The organism is Mucilaginibacter sp. SMC90, from assembly GCF_022811725.1.
Lineage (GTDB): Bacteria > Bacteroidota > Bacteroidia > Sphingobacteriales > Sphingobacteriaceae > Mucilaginibacter.
Genome location: NZ_CP094527.1, coordinates 4,114,832 through 4,136,997 on the forward strand (window position 1 = coordinate 4,114,832; position 22,166 = coordinate 4,136,997).

The 22,166-nt window shown below is 43.2% G+C and carries 16 protein-coding genes; 9 read left to right on the top strand and 7 right to left on the bottom strand.

Annotated features, from left to right (window positions below):
* Positions 1 to 32: 32 nt before the first annotated feature.
* The 5 genes from MTO98_RS17645 to MTO98_RS17665 are packed head-to-tail and all read right to left on the bottom strand — an operon-like array spanning position 33 to position 10,290.
* On the bottom strand, positions 33 to 1,559 hold the full coding sequence (locus MTO98_RS17645) for a glycosyl hydrolase 53 family protein (RefSeq protein ID WP_243480206.1): 1,527 nt from the start codon (positions 1,557 to 1,559) through the stop codon (positions 33 to 35).
* Between the two features lie 42 nt (positions 1,560 to 1,601).
* Entirely contained in the window at positions 1,602 to 3,275 is a 1,674-nt protein-coding gene (locus tag MTO98_RS17650) for a sodium:solute symporter family protein (RefSeq protein ID WP_243480207.1), read from the bottom strand.
* Positions 3,276 to 3,286: 11 nt separating this feature from the next.
* Positions 3,287 to 5,572, bottom strand: coding sequence for an FAD-dependent oxidoreductase (locus MTO98_RS17655; RefSeq protein WP_243480208.1), 2,286 nt, complete (start codon positions 5,570 to 5,572; stop codon positions 3,287 to 3,289).
* Positions 5,573 to 5,610: 38 nt separating this feature from the next.
* Positions 5,611 to 7,269 carry a RagB/SusD family nutrient uptake outer membrane protein gene (locus MTO98_RS17660; RefSeq protein ID WP_243480209.1) on the bottom strand — a complete coding sequence of 553 codons (1,659 nt, stop codon included), beginning with the start codon at positions 7,267 to 7,269 and terminating at the stop codon, positions 5,611 to 5,613.
* A gap of 12 nt (positions 7,270 to 7,281) precedes the next feature.
* A complete protein-coding gene (locus MTO98_RS17665) occupies positions 7,282 to 10,290 on the bottom strand; it encodes a TonB-dependent receptor (protein ID WP_243480210.1) in 3,009 nt (1,002 codons plus the stop codon).
* Positions 10,291 to 10,576: 286 nt separating this feature from the next.
* Between MTO98_RS17665 and MTO98_RS17670 the strand changes: the two genes are divergently transcribed.
* The gene (locus MTO98_RS17670) at positions 10,577 to 11,590 is read left to right on the top strand and encodes a LacI family DNA-binding transcriptional regulator (RefSeq protein ID WP_243480211.1); all 1,014 of its coding nucleotides are present in this window, start codon (positions 10,577 to 10,579) and stop codon (positions 11,588 to 11,590) included.
* Between the two features lie 34 nt (positions 11,591 to 11,624).
* Here MTO98_RS17670 and MTO98_RS17675 read toward each other — a convergent pair whose 3' ends face one another.
* Positions 11,625 to 12,416, bottom strand: a complete 792-nt coding sequence (locus tag MTO98_RS17675; protein WP_243480212.1) for an alpha/beta fold hydrolase — start codon at positions 12,414 to 12,416, stop codon at positions 11,625 to 11,627.
* A 273-nt stretch (positions 12,417 to 12,689) separates the two neighbouring features.
* A complete protein-coding gene (locus MTO98_RS17680) occupies positions 12,690 to 12,845 on the bottom strand; it encodes a hypothetical protein (RefSeq protein WP_243480213.1) in 156 nt (51 codons plus the stop codon).
* 354 nt (positions 12,846 to 13,199) lie between these two features.
* Between MTO98_RS17680 and MTO98_RS17685 the strand changes: the two genes are divergently transcribed.
* The 8 genes from MTO98_RS17685 to MTO98_RS17720 all read left to right on the top strand — a co-directional run bounded on the left by MTO98_RS17685 (position 13,200) and on the right by MTO98_RS17720 (position 22,134).
* Positions 13,200 to 16,250 carry a two-component regulator propeller domain-containing protein gene (locus MTO98_RS17685; protein ID WP_243480214.1) on the top strand — a complete coding sequence of 1,017 codons (3,051 nt, stop codon included), beginning with the start codon at positions 13,200 to 13,202 and terminating at the stop codon, positions 16,248 to 16,250.
* A 117-nt stretch (positions 16,251 to 16,367) separates the two neighbouring features.
* Positions 16,368 to 17,009 carry a response regulator transcription factor gene (locus MTO98_RS17690; RefSeq protein ID WP_243480215.1) on the top strand — a complete coding sequence of 214 codons (642 nt, stop codon included), beginning with the start codon at positions 16,368 to 16,370 and terminating at the stop codon, positions 17,007 to 17,009.
* A gap of 275 nt (positions 17,010 to 17,284) precedes the next feature.
* Complete coding sequence (locus tag MTO98_RS17695) at positions 17,285 to 17,731, top strand: hypothetical protein (protein WP_243480216.1); 447 nt, start codon at positions 17,285 to 17,287, stop codon at positions 17,729 to 17,731.
* Between the two features lie 19 nt (positions 17,732 to 17,750).
* Complete coding sequence (locus tag MTO98_RS17700; protein ID WP_243480217.1) at positions 17,751 to 18,086, top strand: hypothetical protein; 336 nt, start codon at positions 17,751 to 17,753, stop codon at positions 18,084 to 18,086.
* Between the two features lie 7 nt (positions 18,087 to 18,093).
* The gene (locus MTO98_RS17705; RefSeq protein ID WP_243480218.1) at positions 18,094 to 18,891 is read left to right on the top strand and encodes a DUF4239 domain-containing protein; all 798 of its coding nucleotides are present in this window, start codon (positions 18,094 to 18,096) and stop codon (positions 18,889 to 18,891) included.
* A 44-nt stretch (positions 18,892 to 18,935) separates the two neighbouring features.
* Positions 18,936 to 19,724, top strand: a complete 789-nt coding sequence (locus tag MTO98_RS17710; protein ID WP_243480219.1) for a hypothetical protein — start codon at positions 18,936 to 18,938, stop codon at positions 19,722 to 19,724.
* 338 nt (positions 19,725 to 20,062) lie between these two features.
* The gene (locus MTO98_RS17715) at positions 20,063 to 20,239 is read left to right on the top strand and encodes a hypothetical protein (protein ID WP_243480220.1); all 177 of its coding nucleotides are present in this window, start codon (positions 20,063 to 20,065) and stop codon (positions 20,237 to 20,239) included.
* A gap of 197 nt (positions 20,240 to 20,436) precedes the next feature.
* The gene (locus tag MTO98_RS17720; protein WP_243480221.1) at positions 20,437 to 22,134 is read left to right on the top strand and encodes a hypothetical protein; all 1,698 of its coding nucleotides are present in this window, start codon (positions 20,437 to 20,439) and stop codon (positions 22,132 to 22,134) included.
* Positions 22,135 to 22,166 lie beyond the last annotated feature (32 nt).

Sequence of the window (22,166 nt, forward strand, 5' to 3'; positions counted from 1 at the left end):
CTGCTACCGCAAGCGACCGGGGGATAAAATACTTAATTGGTTTTGTAAAATGCAACATCATCAATCCTGCACCACTTACCTGCAGGTGCGTCTGACCGCAGGCCAAAATCGCATTGGCCGTTTGTGATCACAATGTTAGGGATTTCTATATAAGTCCAGTTACTGGTAACCGGCAAAGTCTTGTTCAGTTCGGTGCTACCGAAATCTTTCGCGAAAAGCTGACAGGTATTTTGCCCGCCGCTGCTTTGTACCCAGGCCGATAGTTTGTAGGTACCGTTGGTTAGCCCGGTTTTAATTTGGTGGGTAGATACCTGGTAGGCCGACCCTAACCAGTGCGTTAAACGGTACGAGCCTAAAAATCCTGATGCTTCGGTATAATCTGCCGTATATGTACTTGTTAGCGAATTGGTTGTCCAGCCGGTTGGTGTTTGCGTTGCAGACCCATTAGCTTCAAAACTATAGTTATTTACATAGTTGGTTTCATTTAGCTGGTCATTTAAATAGGCATCCATAGTGACAAGCGGGCGGCCATTAGCAAACGCACCGCGATTACCTATAAGCGATTCGGGTTCCCAATAAAACATACCGGCCACTCCGGGCGCTGCAATTGTTTGCGATTTATCCATCGTCATAGCTAATATATCACGACCGGTAACCGGCCCATTCCTGAATACACCTATCTCGCATATCATTACCGGAACGTTATAACGATTACTGATATCTTTAAAAGTATTATTGTGGTCGTTAACATAGCCTCTCCAATCGCCGGTATAGTCTGGCGGATAATCTGAAAAGCCAATCATGTCAAACTTTGCCCCGTTTGCCACCAAATTATCAAAATAAAATCTCGCCTGGCCGTCGCTAACAGCCGATAGGTGAATAATTACCTTGATGCTATTATTAATTGCTTTCACCGCATCATAACCACGATTAAGCAAAGTAGCCAGCCGGTCATATTTATAAGCGCTGCTAAAATTAACCTTGGCAACAGGGTTTAAAATACCCAAATCGGTTTCGTTACCCACCTGCGCCCAGGTTGGGGTTACACCCAACGTTTTCAGGGTATCAAGCATACCATAAATATGGTTGTAAATATCATTGCCCAGGGTAGTAAGGTTACTCGTGTCGGGCATCCAGGAGGGTGGAATAGGCTGATGCAGGTTATCAGCCCAGGTGTGACTTAAATGAAAATCGATCATAACTTTCATACCCAGGTCATTGGCGCGCTTTGCCATAGTTGCTACATCTTTTTTACCGCTGTAGCCGGTTGCATCTACCCACACCCTTAACCTGATGGAGTTGATCCCTTTTTCCTTTAGTACTTTGATGCAATCGTCTGGTGCTCCGGCGGCATTGTAAAAAACGCTGTCAAGGTCTTCATACTTAGATAATCCGCTAATGTCCGCTCCGCGGAAATAGCCTCCGCCGGGTACAGATTCCACTGTTAGACGGTTGCCGCCGGCATCATTGGTTGCAACCGGCGCGGTTACTAATTGTTTTTTGCAGGCAACGGTTACGCAAAGCAAGGCGATGCCCATCGCTGTAAGTAATGATCTCATACGTGTAAATTATTGGTTTTAAAAATTGGTTTTAATTACACATCAGGCGGAGGACACCGTGGAGCGGTGCCATACCTTAAACCAGATCCAAACGGCCAGAAAAATGATAAACGCCCCCACCCCAAGCGCCATGGCCGAAGCACTTGTGGCAATTATGCCAAGCGTCATAATGCCAGCTCCCACCACAGCCATGCTCACGGCTATCACTTTTACACCAAAAACATTTTGCCGCGCGGCATCGCCTGAAAGCGCACGCTCAGTTGCCTCCGGCATTTCGGCTGCGCGTATAAAGTCGGGCCCTATTTTATTGGCCGCCCTTGCCATTAGCTCTACTATAGCCAGCAGCAGCACAGGCAGGCCAACGCCTACCACAGTTTCTACAGTGCGGCTCAGGCTAAAATTAAACAGTGCCGGAGCAATCGTTTTAAAAAACAACCCGGTTAATAGTGATATCAGTGAAATGCTCACCAGCGATGTGGCTGTTTGCCTGCGCGAGAACAATGACCAGATAACCGGCCCGAACAACGCGCCGCCAGCGATAGAAGCCGTACTGAGCACTACTTCTACTACCCCTCCGGCCCGTGGGATAAGAATAGCCACAACTATAGTGGCCGCCCCGAAAAACAAAGTAAATAAACGCGCCATCATGATCATCTCTTTCTCAGATGCTGCAGGCCTGAGCAGCGGTTTATAAACATCGTTGGCAAAAACTGTAGCTACCAGGTTGATGGTGGTGTTGGCTTTACTTGATGTGGCCGAGATCATCCCCGCCAGCACCAGGCCTATCAGCCCCGCAGGCAGTACCTTTTGGCAAAGCATAATATAAGCACCTTCAGGTTCCAGCCCATGCAGGTTAGGATTAATGATACGATAGATCATCGGCGGCAGCATCCAAATGAGCGGACTAACCAGGTAAAGTATAGTGAACAGGTAAGCAACCTTTTTTGATTCGCGGGCGGTGGCTACGCTGGTATAACGTTGTACATAAGCCCAGTTACCTCCAATATAAAACAACTGGTAAACAACAAAGGCCAACATAAACTCCAGCGTATAGTCGCTATTAAAGGGCTTGAAGAAGCCCGCCGGGGCTTTTGCAAAAAGCTGCGCCGGCCCGCCAATTTCTTTTAATGCAATGGGTATAACAATGATCACTGCTGCCGAAAGAATAACAAACTGAATGACATCGGTAACCAAAACGGCCCATAAACCACCTGCCGCAGTGTAAAGTACAATCATAAGGCCAATAACGATAATGCAGGCGTTAAGCGAGAATGGCGTAGCAACATGCACCATTTTGCCCACCGGATAAAGCACCGCGGCGGTTGAAAAAAGACTAAGTAACAGGATGAGATAAGTATAAAACTGTTGTGTTTTTAACCCAAAACGACGGCCGAGATAATCGGCTGCCGTTACGGCACCGGTTTGCTTCCATTTTGCGGCCACAAACCTGGCAACCAACAACCCGCTAATGGCCATGGTAAGTTGGATAACATTAGAAACCAGCCCGCTTTTATAAGCGATAGAACCCCAAACCACAAACGTACCAGCCGAAAAGTAACTGATAAATAACGACAGCCCGTTGATCCACCAGGGCGTAGCGCCTCCGGCTTCAAAAAAAGCCTGCCCATTCTTGCTGCTTGCCCTGGTAAACGTGAGGCCGATAGCGAAGATCAAGAGGGCGAAGACCGCCATTACACAAAAATCAAGTTTTACCATGTTGTAATATATTAGGCGTAACACCGCACTGCAAATATCGCAGCAGGCACGTTACTGCCGGGATGTTCTGTATAAATAATTAATTTTTTAGTGTGCACCGGAGTTTCCAGCCGGATAATGTTTCGGCTTTGATAGTTATCCATTGCTTCAAATATCAGTTTCCCTTCGCCATCGGTAATGCGGTAATTTCTTACGCAGAAAGGCATTACATTTTCGGGATGTGTCATTAAAACGGTTTCCATCGGGTGGTCAAAATCGGTATCAAACACCAGGTGAATACTGCTGATCTGCTGCTGTTCAGTCCACTCCAGTGTGATGGCAGGTGCCTCGTCTTCCGTTTGGGCTACCCAGGCGTTAGGAGTTAATATTGGCCTGTCAATCCCATTACTTATGCCTTCTGCATTAAATACATTGAGCGGCGGATTGAACGCAAGTGCTATATTAAAGCCATCGGGTCGACGGCGAGGACACCAAAACTCAAACTCATCTACGCCAATATCTTCAGGCGGCGTTTGCTTACCATAGTTTGATACTGCTTTATTTACAAGATTAAATACGGAAAGCATGCCGGTAAACCGTTGAGTTGTAAATAATAAACCAACTTCGGATTTTCGCTCAAATACCAGGAAAAAGTATTCTGGTTCTTGCACTGTAAATTCAAAATTTACAGTAATGCGGTTTCGCCCTTTCTCAAGCGTAAACGTTCTTCGAGCGATAACACGATCGGGAGTGAAATTACCGGTAATACTGCTGGTGCGCAGCTCAACTTTAAATTCTGTATCGGTAGCTGCCCGAAGTTCAAAGGAAACCTGGGGGAATGCGCCCTTATCTACCGGGATTAATTGTGCCGATGCAGTATCTAACGGCAGGAAAAAGGTATTAGCGTCAACAGCCATATCAGCAATGTACAATTCACTGCTGGCAGTTATTTGTGCCGATTGCACCAGATCATGTTCATCCTGTAAGGCAATACCAGGTATATACTGACCACTTTTTATCAGTTGTTTCTGTAATTCGCCGATTTTATCCTTGCTGATAATATCTGCGGGCATTATTCCCTGTACTTTACAAATAGCGGCTGCAATGGCTACCGCCTGGGCCGCGTGCGCCCCCGTTGCCATTACCCTTGTGGAAGCAAAAGCCACATGACTGGCACTGATGATCCTCCCCGCCAAAAACAAGTTACTGATATTTTTACTGTACATGCTGCGGTAAGGCATCTGGTAAATTCCCTTACTGTGCCATTGATTGCAGCCGGGCTTTTCGCTAAATACACCATCAGCAGGATGCAAATCAATAGACCAGCCCCCGTAGGCTACAGCGTCAAAATGAGTGTTTTGCTTTACAATATCCTGCTGGGTGAGCATATAATCGCCTTCAAAACGCCGGCTTTCGCGTTTGCCGGGAATAGTACCAACCCACTCTAAAGTAAGGTTTGCGGCCTCGGGGAAGTTACCTGAGTTTTTAATATAATTCCAGGTGCCATATACCACTTTCCATAGCTCCCATTTTATTTTTTCGGTATCGTGCACGGTATCTAATCTGCCTCCATATTCTATCCACCAAAGTTTACATCCGTACTCCTGCGCATTGAAGCTGCGGAAACGGGGAATTTTGGTAATATCATCTAAAGCAAAAGCAGGCGGAACGTATTTTACCGGGTGCCCTACATCTTTTGAATAAAAGTAAAGCGAGTGACCAAGCAATTCGCCATAAGCGGAGGCGGGCGCAAATTTTTCGCCAAACTCATCTTTACTCTCAGCGCCCATACGGAACGCTGCCCCCGAAAGAAACCCTACGATACCATCGCCGGAACAATCACAAAACAGAGGTGCGCTTAGTTTGTACCGGGTAGCGTTTTGGCTGCAAAAACCGGTTATAGATTTAATCATGTCATCAGCCTTTTTCTCTACCTCATAAATCGAGGTATTCAAAAGCAGGCTGATGTTCAGTTCGGCAACTACTTTGTCCAGCAATATGCTGTCAAATATCAATGGGTTACCTTCGGGGTTCCGGTACATGTTTTCCACCAGCAGCTCATCAAGAACACCGCCCTCACGGGCCCAGCGGTTATTATTGCCCATGTGCGACGTTGCACCCAGCACCCATAAACGCACCTCGCTCGAGGCGTTTCCACCAAGCACAGGCCTGTCCTGTACCAGGGTTACTTTTAACCCGGCCCTTGCCGCTGTAATTGCGCAGCAAACGCCGGCCAATCCACCACCCACTATCACCAGGTCTGCATCTACTGATACTGATCTCAGCTCACGTTTGGGAACAAATTCTTCTTTTAGCATATATTATTTATCAGAGGTTGATGTCTGTTATTCTGTTGTTACCAGCCCGGGTTTTGTACCAAATCTTTGTTCAATGCCAGCTCATTGTAAGGTACTGCCCACAAGTAATTTTTGGATGGATTAAAAGATCTCGTATCAATTTTAGTTAGTTTAGATGCAAAGGCATCGTATGATGGGATGTCGTTGGCATCAAAAGTAGGCGTTCCCGGGAACGGATAATCAGCTTTATTGAACGGCACACCATACATTGGTTTGTTGAATACGGATTCTGCTATTTTCCAGCGCAGAAGATCCATATAGCGGCGGCCTTCAAAAGCAAACTCAATGCGGCGTTCGCGGCGAAGGATCTTTCTCAAGTCGGCCTGGCCGCCGGCAGTTACAGCCGGATACTGCGTTGCAGCACTCTGAGGTACACCATAAGCCCGTGCCCTTACCGAATTGATAGCATCCAGTACCGTCTGATCTATCTGGTTCAATTCAATTTTAGCTTCTGCATATATGAGCAATATTTCGGCGTAGCGTAGTACGATCTGGTCAAGATCAACTTTGTTATAATTGGCCAATTGGCTGTCATCAATGGTTTTCATCCATAAATACCCGGTATAGCTGGCAAAAGGATTGGCCGAGCTCTTATTGTCTTTATTAGCTACCTTTTTATTAGCACTGGTACTAAATACCATTGTACTGTCAGGGTGGTTTTGATAAACATAGCCCAGCCAGGTAGTGCCCGGCGTTACAATAGTAGCCTTAAGGCGTGGATCGCGGTTATCAAACGGGTGCAGAGGATCATACAGAGGCGATTTATCAATGGTCTTTCCGTCGGTGCATTCATAGCTGTCAATTAGCTCAACAGTGGGAATATTGGAGGCGTAACCACCGGCAAGGCGCGATAACGTATATTGGATATCATATGTAGTTCCGTAAACAAGTGAACGCGGGAAAGACAGCATTACTTCCGAACTGTGCTGCCCTACACGCAGGAACAAGTTACGATAGGAAGGATAAAGGTTATAAGTTTTCATGTTGATCACTTCCTGGGCGGCAGCGGCGGCGGTAGCCCAGTCGTTCATAGAAATTGCGAGGCGGGCTTTTATACCTAATGCAGCACCTTTGGTAAAATACTGTAAACCTGTAGTGTAAGCAGCCGGCAGTACCGAAGCGGCAAAATCAAATTCGCTATAAATGAACTTTTGAACATCTGCTACCGGTGTGCGTTTAATTTTGTACGAGTCTTCAAGCGAAAGTGTGGTAGTGATCAGCGGCACATCGCCAAAGTGTACAATAAGTAACGCATACTCCCAGGCGCGGGCAAAGCGGGCTTGTGCTTCCACTTGCTTGCGATAATCGGCGCTAATATCTTGTGCTTTGTTAATATTATCAAGGATACCATTGGCACGTGCGATGCCTTTATAACTTGTTAACCACAGGTTGTTAAAATTAGATGACTGGATGGTAGCTGTACCATGAATAATTTCGTTGCCCTGGCTGGTACGGTTCCAGTAATTATCTGTCCACTCTTCTGAGTCCTGTACATAAAGGGAGCCATTGTATAGAGCTGCTACAGCTGCATCAAGCTCTATTTTGTTAGAATAAAAAGTTTCGCTGCTGGGGCTATCCAGCGGAAAGCGGTCTAATTTTTTGCAGCCGGCAAAAGTGAGCAACAGCAGTACAATAAGGGCTAAATATGGTCTTTTCATTTTCTGTTGTGATTAAAAGGTTACGTTTACGCCTGTGAAATAGGTGGTAACCGGCGTGTTATTGCCTTTGGTAACTTCAGGGTCCCAGCCTTTGGGGTAATTGCTGACCGTAAAAGCATCGGTAGCACTTACAAACACACGGGCGCTTTTTACACCTATGTATTTTAGCAATGATGGTTTAAAGGTGTAACCCATTGTTACATCCTTCAGCCTGAAATAAGCAGCGTTAAATAACCAGAAGTTTGAGTTAGGCGTATAGTTAACGTTGATATTGCTGTAGCTCAGACGCGGATATTTGGCATTAGGGTTATCGGGCGTCCAATAGTTGCCTACGTAGGATGTATTTACGTTTCCATAGTTATCCAAGAAGGGCTGAACAATATCTGCCGTCATCTTACCGGTTTGTTTACCCACACCCTGGAACGAAAAGCCAAAATCAATGTTCTTGTATTTAATGCTGGCATTACCTCCGTACAAATACCGTGGCAGTGAATTGCCCAGCGGCACCTGGTCTTTATCGGCAGTGATCTTACCATCGCCATTGATATCTGCATATTTAATATCGCCTGGCTTTTCGCCGCCGGTAAGCTTGGCCGATGTGGCTACATCATTGGCGTCTTTAAAATATCCCTGCGCCTGGTAACCATACCACACATTATATGGCTGCCCTTCAAGCAGTGCCTGAGCGCCCAGCGTGGATGTTCCTTTCAGGTCCACGATCTTATTAGTATAATCGGACAGGTTAACCGAGATGCTGTATTTCCAGTCCTTACCTATCCTGTCATTCCAGCCTATTTGCAACTCCCAGCCTTTGTTAAGCATTTTGCCCCCGTTTTGTGAAGTGGCCAATAAACCGGTGTTAAGCGGAATAGGAAGATTAAGCAAAATGTTGTATGTTTTTTTATCGAAATAATCGGCAGTTACCGCCAGGCGGTTATTCAGGAAAGCCATATCTAAACCGATATCAAAATCCTGCTTGGTTTCCCATGTAATACCTTTCACCGCATAGTAAAGCTGATTGCCGGCAGTAACCGGTACAATCTGACCGGCACTATTATAAAACAGCACCGGGCTTAAATTAATGAGCGACTGGTAGCTATAGTTGCCGATTTGCTGGTTGCCGTTCCTGCCCCATGATCCGCGCAATTTCAGGAAGGAAAATGGCAGCTTGTCTTTAAAGGCTTCTTCTTCGGTAACTACCCAACCTGCGGATACCGAAGGGAAGAAACCCCAGCGGTTGCCCGGTGCAAAGCGTGACGAGCCATCATAACGGGCGTTGGCCTGCAACAGATATTTACCTTTGTAGCTGTAAGCTAAGCGGCCAAAAAATGAACGCAACGCGCTTTCATCAGCATTGCCATTATTGGTGGCGTTGGTTTTAGAGCCTGCATCAAGTACCTGGTAATTAGGTAAAACATAGCCATCGCGATACTCACCGGTATTTTCATTATGGAAAGTATTGTTCTCGTAACCCAGCAAAGCGCTTACGTTATGATTGCCGGCAATGGTGATCTGATAATTGGCCAATGCCTGCATATTGATAGCCTGCGCATAGGTTTGCGTTTGGGTAAGTGAGTTGGTATTGCCACTGGTATTTACCACCAATGTAGGATCGGTTGGCGCGGTATAAGTAACAATTTTTGAAAACGCGCTGTTATTGCCGAAACCCAGTTGCGGCGCAAATACACCACTCAGTTTTAATCCTTTAACGGGATTGAAATTTAATTGAAGCCTGGCATTAAACTGGTTGGCGCGGTTATCTGTAAGTCCTCCCAGGCTATTAAGAGCAATGGGGTTGCCTCCATCTTTACCGGGAGCATAACGTCCATCGGTATAGTAATCATCATAAATAGCCGGCAACTGGCGCACCAGCCAAACGCCGGTACGTGTTGGTGTGAGGTATTCATTGCGAAGATAAGCCAAGTCTACATTAGCATTTAATTTATCATTGATCCTGAGATCATTATTTGCCCTGATTGAATAGCGGTTAAATGAACGTCCCGGCTCCAATGAGGCCTGGTTAGTATATCCGGCCATCACCTTTGTTTTTACATTTTTGGAGCCAACGCTAATGTCAATATCATGCTGCTGCTGAAAAGCATAGTTTTTGAAAAAGTCTTTTTGCCAATCTGTGTTTGGGTATTTGTCGGGATCAGAGGCATGAAGTGAAGCAAAATTCTGGATCACGCTGGCATCATAGATCGGTGATGCACCATCATTTACCTTCATTTCATTAAACAAACTCATATAAGTAGGTGCATCCACAAATGATGGAGTGCTGGTAGCCCTTTGCCATCCAAAATTGGCGTTGTAGCCAATAATAGCCTGTCCTTCTTTGGCGCGTTTGGTAGTTACCAAGATAACGCCGGCTGCCGCGCGGGAACCGTAAATGGCCGAAGAAGCAGCATCTTTAAGCACAGATATATTTTCCACATTATCTGGGTTTACAGCATCAAGACTGCCCGGTACGCCATCAATAATCACCAGCGGATCATTAACACCCAAAGTTGTTACCCCTCTTATTAATATGGTGGCACTGCTACCGGGTGCACCTGAATTACGCGTTACCGCCACACCCGGAATAGCGCCCTGCAAGGCCTGACTCAATTGTGTTGTTTTACGTTCATCTATTAGGGTACCACTTAGTGTACTTACAGAGCCGGTAAGGTCTTTTTTTGCTGTAGTGCCATAACCTACAACTACCACTTCGTCCAGCTTGCCGCCATTTCTTTCAAGGGTGATAGCGCTGAAGGCTTTAAATGAGCTTAGGTCTGCCTCCTGTGTTTTATAACCTATATAAGAGATACGAACTTTATTTGCCTTATTGTGCGATGTGATAGAGAAGTTACCTCCCGTATCTGTCATTGCCCCTTTTTGTTCGGCTGTTAAATAAACGGTAGCTCCGGTAAGCGGAGATCCGGTTTCATCGCTGATCTTTCCTTTAATAACTTGCTGCGCCTGAGCAACACTCAAACCGGTTGCTATAACCAGTATGAAAAGACTAAAAAACCTGCGCATCATTATACCGATTATTTAAGTTGAATAATGATTTGTTGCTGGGGTAAGCCTGAACGGCCAAAGCATAACTGAATAAGTAATTTTTTTTCATTTGAAACTGTTTGTAGAGCAATGTAACTGCCCTGTGTGTTTATAATGGTTGTCCGAAAATAGGGTGCTTATAATTGATCAGCCGACAAAAAGGGCGACAAATTAAATTGGGAACGCTCCCATTTTTGGAAACGCTCCCATAACAAAACTGTCCCAATGTTGTCCCAACTTGTTGCAAGGATGCTTAAGTTTGTTTTACATGAAAAATCATCAAACCACCATTTTCGATATTGCCAGGGAATTGGGAATTTCCAAGTCGACGGTTTCAAGAGCGCTAACCGGTCATCCTAATGTGCACGCCTCAACACGGGAGAAGGTATTGAAACTTGCAGGCGACCTGGAATATCAGCGTAACATGTACTCTATCGGTTTGATGAAAAAGCGCAGTCATACTATCGGGATCCTTGTGCCTGAATTTACGAGATCGTTTTTTCCGCAGGTGATCATTGGCGCGCAGGAACGGGCAAAGGAAGCGGGCTACAACCTTATCATTGCCCAATCGGACGAAAGCTACGAAACAGAGGTTGCCAACGCCAAGGTAATGCTGGCTTACCAGGTAGATGGCCTGCTGGTATCAATGACCCGGGAAACCAATAACTTTGATCATTTAAAAATTTTTCAGCGCAAGGGAATCCCAATTGTGTTTTTTAACCGGGTGTGCGATGAAATGATTGTACCCAAGGTAATTGTAGAAGACTACGAAGGCGCTTATGCTGCTGTACAACATCTTATTGACCGCGGCCGGAAGCGGATTGCCCACCTATCCGGCCCGGAATCACTAAGTATTTCACACCGGAGAAAATCCGGATATATGGATGCTTTAAAGAAAAACAATATACAGGCAGATAACGATCTCATTGTACACTATGACCTTTCGCTCCCAAAAGTGAAGATCTATGTCAATTACTTTTTGACTTTACCTGATCGCCCGGATGCCATTTTTTGTATCAATGACCCAACGGCAATCGAAACCATCCGCATTATAAAAGAAAGCGGATTGAGGATTCCTGAAGATATTGCAGTTGTTGGCTTCAGTAACGATTACGTTTCGCACCTTATAGAACCGCCGCTAACCACCGTTGAACAACCCATAAGCGAAATGGGCCGTACCGCTGCCGACCTGCTGCTTAAACAGATAGAACTATCAGTAGAGCAATGGAAGGCACCCACTGTGGTATTGAAAACCAAATTAATTGTACGAAACTCAAGTTAAGCCAGTCGCGACGCCCTGATCATCATAATTAATATTAGCTATTCAAATAGTTTATAACCGTATCATGAAATATTTTCGGCTGCTCAAAATTAAATAAATGGCCCGCGCCGGGAATGATCTTGAGCGTGGAGCCGCTTAACCCTTCATGTAGTGCCATTGCATCGCTCAATTGCGCAAAAACATCCAGTTCGCCCGTAATGATCAATGGGCCAGCCTTAACGTCCTTCAATTTCGGTGTTGCGTCAAAAGCCCTTTGCGCCAGGTATTGGTTTCTCCAGGCATACAATGGCTGCTGTTCGGGGTCGTTTTCATCATATTGCAGGTAAGCTTCGTTACCAGGAACAGATAAAAAACTATTGGAGAATAACCAGGGCGCAATCAGCTCAAACATTTGCTTTGTAGTGATACCGCCTTCATAAACTTCCAATACCGCATCTACGTACAAACGGATCTGTGTGTTGAGTTTAGCACAGGATGCCGCAATAATGAGCTTATCTATCTTTTGAGGATATTTTAATGCAAACTGCAAAGCTATCTGCCCTCCCATCGAAAAACCCAGGATATGCGCTTGCGATATCTGCAAGGCGTCCATTAACCCGGCCAAATCATCGGCAAACAGTTCCATGCTATATGCTTCTTCAGGAGCATCCGTACGCCCGATACCCCGGGTATCAAAAATGATTACCCGAAACTGTGCCGAAAGCGGCTCGATACTGGCTTGCCAAAAAGTACGGTCTCCTCCAAGGCCACTGACCAGGATGAGAGGAAAGCCCTGACCATGAATTTCATAATAGATGTTTATGTTATTTGATAACAGATGAGGCATAAGGCAAAATTATAAATTATGCTCCAATTTGCTTTTGGCGTTTTGTAAACTCGTTTGCATGTGTCGGTTAACCTGTTTTTTGATTTGATCCGGATATCTCAAACCGATAATGTGTTGCGATCCCTTCCCATTTTTTCTGTTATTGTTTTCCCAAAACATGCTAAAGCCGGGTTAACCCTCGGTGCCACTGTAGATCTTTCCGGGATCAGCCAACTATTGTAATGCTCCTGGTTTTTTAGGCTCGAAAGATAATTAAAAACCTCTTTCTGGGATTTATTGATCACTAACTCTGCCGATGTATTTATACCTTTCGATGTAAAACAATTTTTTAGCGATAGCGCCTTCTTTTGCTAACAGTGTTTTGGCTACAAACTCTTCTCTTGTAAAAGTGCTCTTAATTCTATCTGTAATCTCTAATAATTCAGACATATACAACTATATAATACTAACGTAAATTTCATCGGGTCAATGGTCCTATCAAGATCCCTGCTTAAAAATCATTTATAGTAATTTATCTGTCGGCAATTAACCGCCGACAAACAGGCCCTGGCAAATTCAAAGACATTATTTGAAATGGTGTGTGTACTGGTATGGTGAGCGCAAAATGACTTAAATAAGCTATTGCATTAAAGAAATATTTTTCCGAAAGAATATTTCTTTTTTAATAATTTGTACAACTAATAAGAATGTTCGATTGATTTTGGAGAAAAAAGCGGAATAAACCTACATCTAATGCTAAAAGGGCCCCCTCCTTTATATATATTTTTTTTATTGGCTTTAAATATGCTGCTATCGTGTGCTTTTGCACAAACAAAAATCCAGTTAAAATTTCAAGCATACTCAATTGATGATGGCCTGTCGCAGGGCTTTGTAAGCAGCATCATTCAAGACCAAACCGGTTTAATGTGGTTTGCAACCGGCGATGGGTTGAACAAATATGATGGTTACAAATTCACAATTTACCACCACGACGCCAAAGATTCAGCTTCGATAGCAAGTGATGACCTTACCGCATTACTTGAAGACTCACGGGGCTGGATGTGGGTTGGCACCCGTCATGACGGGCTTGACCTTTTTGACCGCGAAAACAACAGTTTTTATCACTTTCGTTATAGTTCAGGTAACAGGCTCCGCTCCGACGAAGTATTAGGACTGAGCGAGGATTACACCGGCAACATCTGGATCCGGACGCGTTATGGAATTGACCGTTTGACGATTCACAAAAGGCTACGCCATGAGCCCACAGGCCCGCCCCTGTCGTTAAATGACTATGCCATGGTTTTTACACATATTAACTTGGATAACAATGCAGACCGTGAAAAAAAAAAGAAGGATTACGGTGCAGAAAATTTGTTTGTTGATAGTCATGGCCGGGTTCTTATTACTTCTCATAATACCGTTTGGGAACTGATTGACGATACCAGTGTAAAAAGCAGCTATATTTTGAAAATACGCTTTAAATTTTTGCCAATGGAACCAAATTTCGTTCCGGCATTGACAGAAGATACTATAAGCCACAATTTATTATTAAACTATAAAAAAATTGTCAGGTTTCCTTATGGCGATTTTAGCAAACCCGATTACGTTTATGCTTATAACCCCAAGCAAATTTCATGGGTAACCGACAATAAAAATAACCTTTGGATCTCTGAGGGTGATGGTTTAACAACAATTAATTTGCTGACAGGTACTTTAAAATACATTTCTTCAGACGAGCCGTTGCAAAACAAAGGTTTACAGGGTACAACTACGTTTTACAAGGACAGGTCAGGAGTGATTTGGATTGCAACCGGAGGGTATGGGATTTTAAAATACGATCCCGAAATTGAACTGTTTCACCACCTGTTACCGGGTGTTAATCACTACCAGCTCATAGGAGACAATCCTGATAAGATCTTTACCAATAATTTCGATTCCATACAAATCAAGGCTAACGGAACAGTTGCAATTACCAGGTTTATCGATGCTTCAACTCTAAAAAAACATTTCCCAAAGTTTGGAGTGATTTCTTTGGCTAAAGATGCCTTCGGCAATTTCTGGACTGGGATCAATGGGGCAATAGTCCGTTATAATAAAACCACAAAAAGTGTGAGGAAATTTTACTTGCCTTTTAACGAAAATGTAACCCAACCCTACCCTCTGTATGCAGACCCTCAAAACAATATATGGATGGGATACAATAAGTATTTTGTAAAATTCGAGCCCTCTTCGGGCAAATTCACAAGGTTCAGCTATTCCATCGGGCCCAAACTTTATGATTATGATTTTTTGCAAAATATTTACCAGGATGAGAAATTATTATGGCTGGGATCCACCAACGGGCTTTTTTGTTTTAATACAGCAACTAATCAAATAATAAAACATTACAGTCATGAGTTAACGGATACTTTAAGTCTTAGCAATAATTTCATGCTGTCGCTGGCAAACGATCCTTTCCAGCCACACCGGTACTTGTGGGTTGGCACTAAAGGCGGCGGGCTAAACAAGTTAGACAAGGCTACCGGCAAGTTTTTGCACTATGATACCAAGGATGGACTGGCCAATAACGTGATATATGGCATTTTATCCGACAACAACGGCGATTTATGGCTGAGTACAAACCGTGGGCTTTCCAGGCTTAATATAACTAACGGAAAAGTGCGCAATTTTGACGTAAGCGATGGTTTACAGGGAAATGAATTTAATCGTTATGCCTATTGCAGGATATCGGGAGGGCTACTTGCTTTTGGTGGTTTAAATGGCATTAATTACTTTGACCCCAACGATATTGAAACGCTGCCCCCGCCAAAAGTTATTATCACAGACTTGAAAGTATTTAATGAATCGGTGCGGCCGGGCAAAAATAACTCTATTTTAAAAAAAAGCATTGGCTATTCAAAAAGCATCACTTTGCAATACGAGCAAAATGTTTTAACACTTCAATTTGCTGCAATGGATTATCGGAACCCCGATAATATCAGATACCGTTACATGATGAAAGGCTTCGACAAAGATTATTTATATATAAAAAATCAACATGAGGTTACTTATACCAATCTTGATCCCGGGAGTTATACATTTACAGTACAGGCCGATTTTGAAGACGGGATTTGGGGGGATGATTACACCAACCTGGAGATAGTTATTATTCCGCCCTGGTATATGACGTGGTGGTTCTACTCGCTCAGCGCAGCTATGTCAATTTCTTCAACTTATGCATTTTACAGATACAGGCTTTACCAGCTAACCAAACTTGAAAGGCTCCGTAACAGGATAGCCAGAGACCTTCATGATGAAGTAGGCTCATCAATAAGCACCATTGCTATATACTCCAAAATTGTGCAGCAACAAATGAACAATGCACAACTTGAAAATGAACCGCTTGTTAATAAGATAACCGAAAGCGCCACTGAGATCATGGAATCGATGAGTGATATTGTATGGAATATCCATACTAAAAACGACGCGTTCGACAGCATCATCAGCCGCATGCGTGAACACGCCTATCAAATATTTGAAGCAAAAGGCTATATACTGCATTTTGAATTTGATGAAAGCCTGAACAAAAGACGCCTGCCAATGGAAAAACGCCGCGACCTGTATTTAATTTATAAAGAAGCGTTAAACAATATAGCCAAATATGCCCAGGGCAAAAATGTATGGATCATGTTATTTTCTGCCAATAATATGATTTCGCTGGTTATTAAAGATGATGGTAAGGGCTTTGATATTACCCATGTGAAAAAAAGCAGTAACGGGCTGGCTAACATGGATCATAGAGCCACGAGCCTTAAGGGTAAGATTAAGATCACATCGAGGCCAGGCCACGGAACAGAAATTTATCTGACCTTTTAATATTATTAAAAGTAGCTTATTTAAGCTATTGTTATACAATTCATACACCTGTACATTTGTAATGTATTCAGCTGATGTCAGTAAACAATTTATAAGAAACTTATTAAAATAAATCACATGATCAAGATTGCCGTATTTGATGATCACAAAGATCGCCGGGAAGCGCTTAAACTGATGATCAGTTTGCAACACGACATGGATTGCATTGGCGAATATGAAGATTGCAGTAACCTGGTGGTTAACATGCAAAACAACCCGCCCGATGTGGTACTAATGGATATTCATATGCCAGGAACCGATGGTATTGCCGGGGTAAAGTTGTTGCAGCAGTATTTTCCTGACACTTATATCATCATGCAAACCGTATTTGAGGATGATGAAAATCTTTTCAGCAGCCTGCTGGCAGGCGCACACGGATATATTTTAAAAAAAGCACCGAATGAAAAACTTATTGCAGGGATCCATGAGGTGGTTAATGGTGGGGCACCCATGACACCGGCAATAGCAAGACGAGTGTTAGAGTATTTCAGCAAAAAGAATGTCAAAACTAAAAGCAACAAAGACTTATATGAATTATCAAAGCGGGAAATTGATATATTATCATGCCTCGTGAAGGGCTACAGCCAAAAAATGATTGCTTCAAGCTTATTCATATCACCTTTTACGGTTAATAACCATATCAAAAATATATATCAGAAGATGCATGTACACAGTGTGTCGGAGGCGGTGGCAACTGCCATTCAAAAAAATATAGTTTGAAGGTTAATCCGGAAAGCGTTGCGAAAAATCAGGTTGTTCAAGCTACTTTGATGAAAGGGCACCCAACCTGTTTTTGTGGTTTGGGTGTTAAAGTCCGGGAAACGATTTCCAGCCGCCTGGTTTCGGAACAGGCTTATAATAAATAATAATCAGGTGCCTTTTTCAGGTATTTGCAACAGATCAAATTGTTGATTTTATAACTATAACCGGTAAACGAAAAATATGCCGTCATTGAAATACTATACCCTAATTTTTAAACATTTAATACAAAAACCATGATCAATTTTCTTTTTAAAAAAATAACCCCGGTATTGCTGCCTGGTATTATACTTTTGGCAACATCATGCTCTACTATAGGCAAATATGACCAATACGCCTATACCCAAACTACCTCTATTAAGGTGGATGCATTGAACATTATGAATTTGGCAACAGACAAGTATGACAACCACCTCAATGACGTCAACAACGTGCAATCATCCATTACCAAGATGATAGAATACAAAAAGAACCTACCCAAAAACACCATTTCAGAAAAAATGTGGGTATTGATCAATGATCCCAATGGTGGTTTATTTGGGGGCTTTGTACAGCGGTGGCAAAAAAACGGCACACTCGATACTACATTTATAAAGGAAGCACAGAAGTTGGTAGGACAATCTTTCGATGAGCTTTCGCAGCTGGAGAGCGGGAAAATAAAACCGGATCAGCTTAACAATTAACACGATAAAATTCCATACCATGAGCAATATCAATTTCGACGAGCTTTATCAGCAATTACAAACAAACGTAATATCAATAGCTAAAGCCTCCTTTCAATCCTACTTTGACCAAGCCAAATCAGATGGTGAGCTTGCGCTTGAGAATATGAAGGAAAATCTACAAACCTGGACTGCCGAGGTTCAGAATGGATCACTCACAACTGATGATCTGGCGTTCCTGCTTAAAGGCGAAGAAGGCCTAAATGAAATGCTTGCCTTAAAACAAGCAGGACTTGCTGAAGTTCAAATAGACAGATTTAAACAGGCTATTATCAATCTTGTAGTGGGTACCGTAACCAGCCTTATCAAAGTATAATGATGTCATGTTAACTGATACGTTGCCATCGGTATTTATAAATGAAATCCCTTCAGGGTATCTGTGTATTTCATTTATCCTTTTTTACGTTATTTTTTCGCAAGCAGGCCTGTATATTTTCCACCTCATTTATCGTCCTGAAAAACAACAGCGCGGCAACGAGGTGGCGGGTATCATATTTGGCGGAATGAGCGCCATCTATTCACTGATACTTGCATTTGTGATCGTGGCCGTTTGGAGTAATTACGATGACCTTAATAAAATTATCGAAAATGAGGGCGACAAGTTGAATGGTATCCTTTCGCATAGCCAGAAACTTCCGCATGACCTTAAGATACCCATACAGAATTCGCTTTATAGTTATTGCAACCAAGTAGTTTATGACGAATGGCATATGAAAAATACAAATGAAGCCGACCAGCCCAGTGCCATACCTAAATTGCGTTTGTTGCTGCTTGATACCAAGCCAGAAGGTAATCGTCAACAGGGAATATTTACTGTAATAGATGAAGATTTAAGCACTATTTCAGATTTGCGCCGGGACAGGCTTGATCATAACAGGTCGCAAGTGCCAGCATTAGTTTGGTTTATTTTAAAGGCAGGCAGCATTATGCTCATCATTTTTTCCTATTTCTTCCAGGTACCGTCAATGCTCCTGAAAAGGATCTACCTGCTTTTCCTTTCCAGCTTTATAGCCATGTGCCTGTTGTTGGTTTACCAACTTGATCATCCTTTTGCAGGAAGTGCAATGGTTAGCAATTTAGCCTATCGCAATGTCATGGCAGAACTAAAATCCTTACAATAAACACATTACAGTAAAACAGATATTTTTAATAATCAAATAAAATCATGAAACGTCCTTTTTTCTTGGTACTACTCTGCAGCATGCTTTTTTTGGCACCGGGCTGTAAGTCAGAATCCACCTACGATCTTAAATGCGAAACTGCTGTAGCTGTCATCGTTCTTATCGCCGGTTTATTTGTTATTCTTTCCATTTATACCAATATCCTGAGAGACGAGGTAAGCAACATCGTCGAATTTAACCAAAATGCACAATTACAACAGCAAAAACAAAAATGGAAAATGGTTAACAAAACGGCACCATTCAGCCTTACTAAAGTTCAGTTTGGCTTATGGACAGTGATCATATCATCCGTTTATATTTATTTGTCGCTCTGCAAGGGCGATTGTGCAGCAGCACCAATCAACCAAACGGCACTGGCGTTGATGGGCATCTTTGCAGGAACAGCCGTTGCCTCCTCTTTTATGGATAAAAGTGAAATGAATGATAACAGGCCCCGGCATCAAAACTCGCCATCGCAAGGCTTTTTTATTGATATCCTGTCGGATGATAATGGCATAAGTTTACACCGTTTTCAGAACCTTGCCTGGACAATTATTGCCATCATTGTTTATTTATATAAAACCTCCGAAATAACCGCCGGCTGCGAATTACCCGAGCTAAGCAATACGCTATTAGCCTTAACCGGACTCAGCAGCGCCACTTATCTTGCGCTGAAAGCCAAAGAAAATGATCCGCCGGCAATTCAACCTGCGTCTCAGAATGGTAATACAGATAATGTTCAGACGGAAAAGCCTGCTGAAGCCCCGGCTACTCAGCCGCAATCTGGTAATTAAACAGTATCCGGGTTAATAAAACATCGTTCTTTAAGTACATTTTGGTGGTAAAAACGCACTCTCAAAAACAAAATAGCTTATTTAAGCTATTGGCTATCAGTGGGTATTGCAGTTACTTTGTAACACAATACAAAGGAAAACACCGACCCGCAAATGTAGGTCGAACCAGGGCAAAGCTTAAATATCGTTAGCCCACCGTAATAGAAACAAAATTTAAAAAGCATTTTTTTCTGACGCATTCACATGCGTTACAGGCAGCTTTTGTCCAATACAACGGGTTTTACAAATAAAAATTTGGAGTTAAAGACAATTTATACAAACACTCAAAAAACAAATTTATGAGCGCGTCACAACCAAATCTCTCATCGGCCAAGTTTGGATACGATGTAGTGGCAACATCGCAGTTAAGTATCAATGATACGTTGTTGCAAATGTTTTATGAAGAGAGTACCGCAGCCCCAATGGTAACCGTGTATTACGGACAAAACGCGCAGGGTAAACTGAAGCCTGTTTGATCAATAAATTTAGAAAAGCAACAGAGCTAATAACTAAATATTTATAGTGGAAAAAATACATATATGATTTTAACAAAACCACATAAAAACAACAGCCTGTTTAAGCTATTACCCATCCATTTATGACGAAGTAGCTTTGAACATCAGTGCAAAATGAATTTTTACAATTAATCTATATTTTCAAAATCAAAACAATCATGGGATTACAACAATCAAATTTATCCTCCAGCAGTTCAACTGCACCAGCCTTCGATTATGTCGTGGCTGTCACTCAGGACAGCATTAATGCTGCGCTAAACCAGTACCTGTTTTACGGGAAATTATCCGAAGTTATCTTGATCTATGTATATGATGACAACAATAATCCTGTTTTGTACACGGGCACATTCGACGATTTTAAGGCGACAGCCGGCGGAACAGACCCCTTCGCCGTTGCCGACAAAACAGCTTCCAGCGATCCAGCAGTGCAAAACTTAAATAATGCGTACTTTGCTTTTGGCATCAAAGCAAAACTTGGGTTACCACTTGGTATTGCTCCGGCAAATCTTCCCAACATTCTCACGCTTAAGCCAGGACAATCAGACGTTACTTATACCCTTATGTTTTCTGAATTTATTGCCACAGAAATCGAGTTTGGCCCCAGAAGCAGCATTACGTGGGTAAACCAGGCGCAGCCAAGAGGCACCGCATGGAATTTCACCGGCACAGTTGATTTAAACTTTCAGGATGCTTCTTTCACCGATCTTACTCAAGCCCAACAAACGCAACTAAAGGGCACACCCGGGGCAACTTTTAGTGTTCAGCAATTGTATTACGATCTGAATAGCTCAGATCTGGAACAAGGCTTTACCTTTACCGAAGTTCCATCGAACAGTCTCCTGAATGATTTCATGACGGGCGATTTTATCAACACCTACTGGAAGACATTGGGTGGAGCATCTATGCTGGGGTACACGGCTAAGCAAACCTCCACTACCGATCCTGCGTCAATAGCCATAACAGACCTGAACTTCTTTACGCCCGATGCAATCGGTACAGACGGAGCTCCCCTAACGCTGAATTACCTATGTGCATCTAACGGACATGCATTACCAAGCACTACTCATGCAGGCTTTGGCTGGAACTGGATTGACGCCAGTGAAGTAGGCACATATGATGGCGTTGCAGCATTAAACCGTAATACTTTTGCGCAGTATCTAAATTCTGCCAGGCTGCCCAGCGGAGAATCGCTATCTCAATATGTTGCCAGTAACTGTTACCTTCCTTGGGTACAGGTAATTACGGTTGGTACCGTATTGGATCCTGGCGTTCAGTATTCATGGGACATGACGCCCGGCCAGTCCGCTACGGTGAATTTCCCGTCAACCGGAAGTGAAATTATTACCTATTCTTACGATTCAGGAACGATTGCGGATCAGGCCGGCGATGGCGGTTCGCTCGGAAGAATGGAACTATCCTGTAAATTCGACCTTTCAGTGAGTGTAGCGGGCGACCAAATTACAATTGTTCAGCATTTGGTTATATATACTTACTGCCGAAAACTGGCCACCTCCGACAGCGGTAATGTTGTTGACAAGCAGATAACTGACGTGTATTCTATTGGAGTTGATGGGAATGGTCACCTTTTTGCCGCGTTAGCCTCTTCAACACCGGTAGACAACTCAAAAACGCCAAGTGCAAACAGTTTTCTAAACTTCTTCGCGGATGTAGATAAGCTTTCTGATGACGTAACAAGCTGGGCGCAGAGTATTGTTGCAAACAAATTTGAGGATGTTCCTTTGTCTTTTGTTGAGAACTTCATTTTCCCGGGCGGTGCTACGTTTAACTTCGCTGATGCTTCTTTTTCTGACACCCAGGATCTTGTATCGCATATCACTTATAAAGAACAATCCTAAACCTTTTGAGTGGGCGAGCTTCATCGCCCACT

Coding starts and splice junctions, on each gene's coding strand:
- MTO98_RS17645 (WP_243480206.1), bottom strand. CDS start 1,559: ATGAGATCATTACTTACAGCGATGGGCATCGCCTTGCTTTGCGTAACC.
- MTO98_RS17650 (WP_243480207.1), bottom strand. CDS start 3,275: ATGGTAAAACTTGATTTTTGTGTAATGGCGGTCTTCGCCCTCTTGATC.
- MTO98_RS17655 (WP_243480208.1), bottom strand. CDS start 5,572: ATGCTAAAAGAAGAATTTGTTCCCAAACGTGAGCTGAGATCAGTATCA.
- MTO98_RS17660 (WP_243480209.1), bottom strand. CDS start 7,269: ATGAAAAGACCATATTTAGCCCTTATTGTACTGCTGTTGCTCACTTTT.
- MTO98_RS17665 (WP_243480210.1), bottom strand. CDS start 10,290: ATGATGCGCAGGTTTTTTAGTCTTTTCATACTGGTTATAGCAACCGGT.
- MTO98_RS17670 (WP_243480211.1), top strand. CDS start 10,577: ATGAAAAATCATCAAACCACCATTTTCGATATTGCCAGGGAATTGGGA.
- MTO98_RS17675 (WP_243480212.1), bottom strand. CDS start 12,416: ATGCCTCATCTGTTATCAAATAACATAAACATCTATTATGAAATTCAT.
- MTO98_RS17680 (WP_243480213.1), bottom strand. CDS start 12,845: ATGTCTGAATTATTAGAGATTACAGATAGAATTAAGAGCACTTTTACA.
- MTO98_RS17685 (WP_243480214.1), top strand. CDS start 13,200: ATGCTGCTATCGTGTGCTTTTGCACAAACAAAAATCCAGTTAAAATTT.
- MTO98_RS17690 (WP_243480215.1), top strand. CDS start 16,368: ATGATCAAGATTGCCGTATTTGATGATCACAAAGATCGCCGGGAAGCG.
- MTO98_RS17695 (WP_243480216.1), top strand. CDS start 17,285: ATGATCAATTTTCTTTTTAAAAAAATAACCCCGGTATTGCTGCCTGGT.
- MTO98_RS17700 (WP_243480217.1), top strand. CDS start 17,751: ATGAGCAATATCAATTTCGACGAGCTTTATCAGCAATTACAAACAAAC.
- MTO98_RS17705 (WP_243480218.1), top strand. CDS start 18,094: ATGTTAACTGATACGTTGCCATCGGTATTTATAAATGAAATCCCTTCA.
- MTO98_RS17710 (WP_243480219.1), top strand. CDS start 18,936: ATGAAACGTCCTTTTTTCTTGGTACTACTCTGCAGCATGCTTTTTTTG.
- MTO98_RS17715 (WP_243480220.1), top strand. CDS start 20,063: ATGAGCGCGTCACAACCAAATCTCTCATCGGCCAAGTTTGGATACGAT.
- MTO98_RS17720 (WP_243480221.1), top strand. CDS start 20,437: ATGGGATTACAACAATCAAATTTATCCTCCAGCAGTTCAACTGCACCA.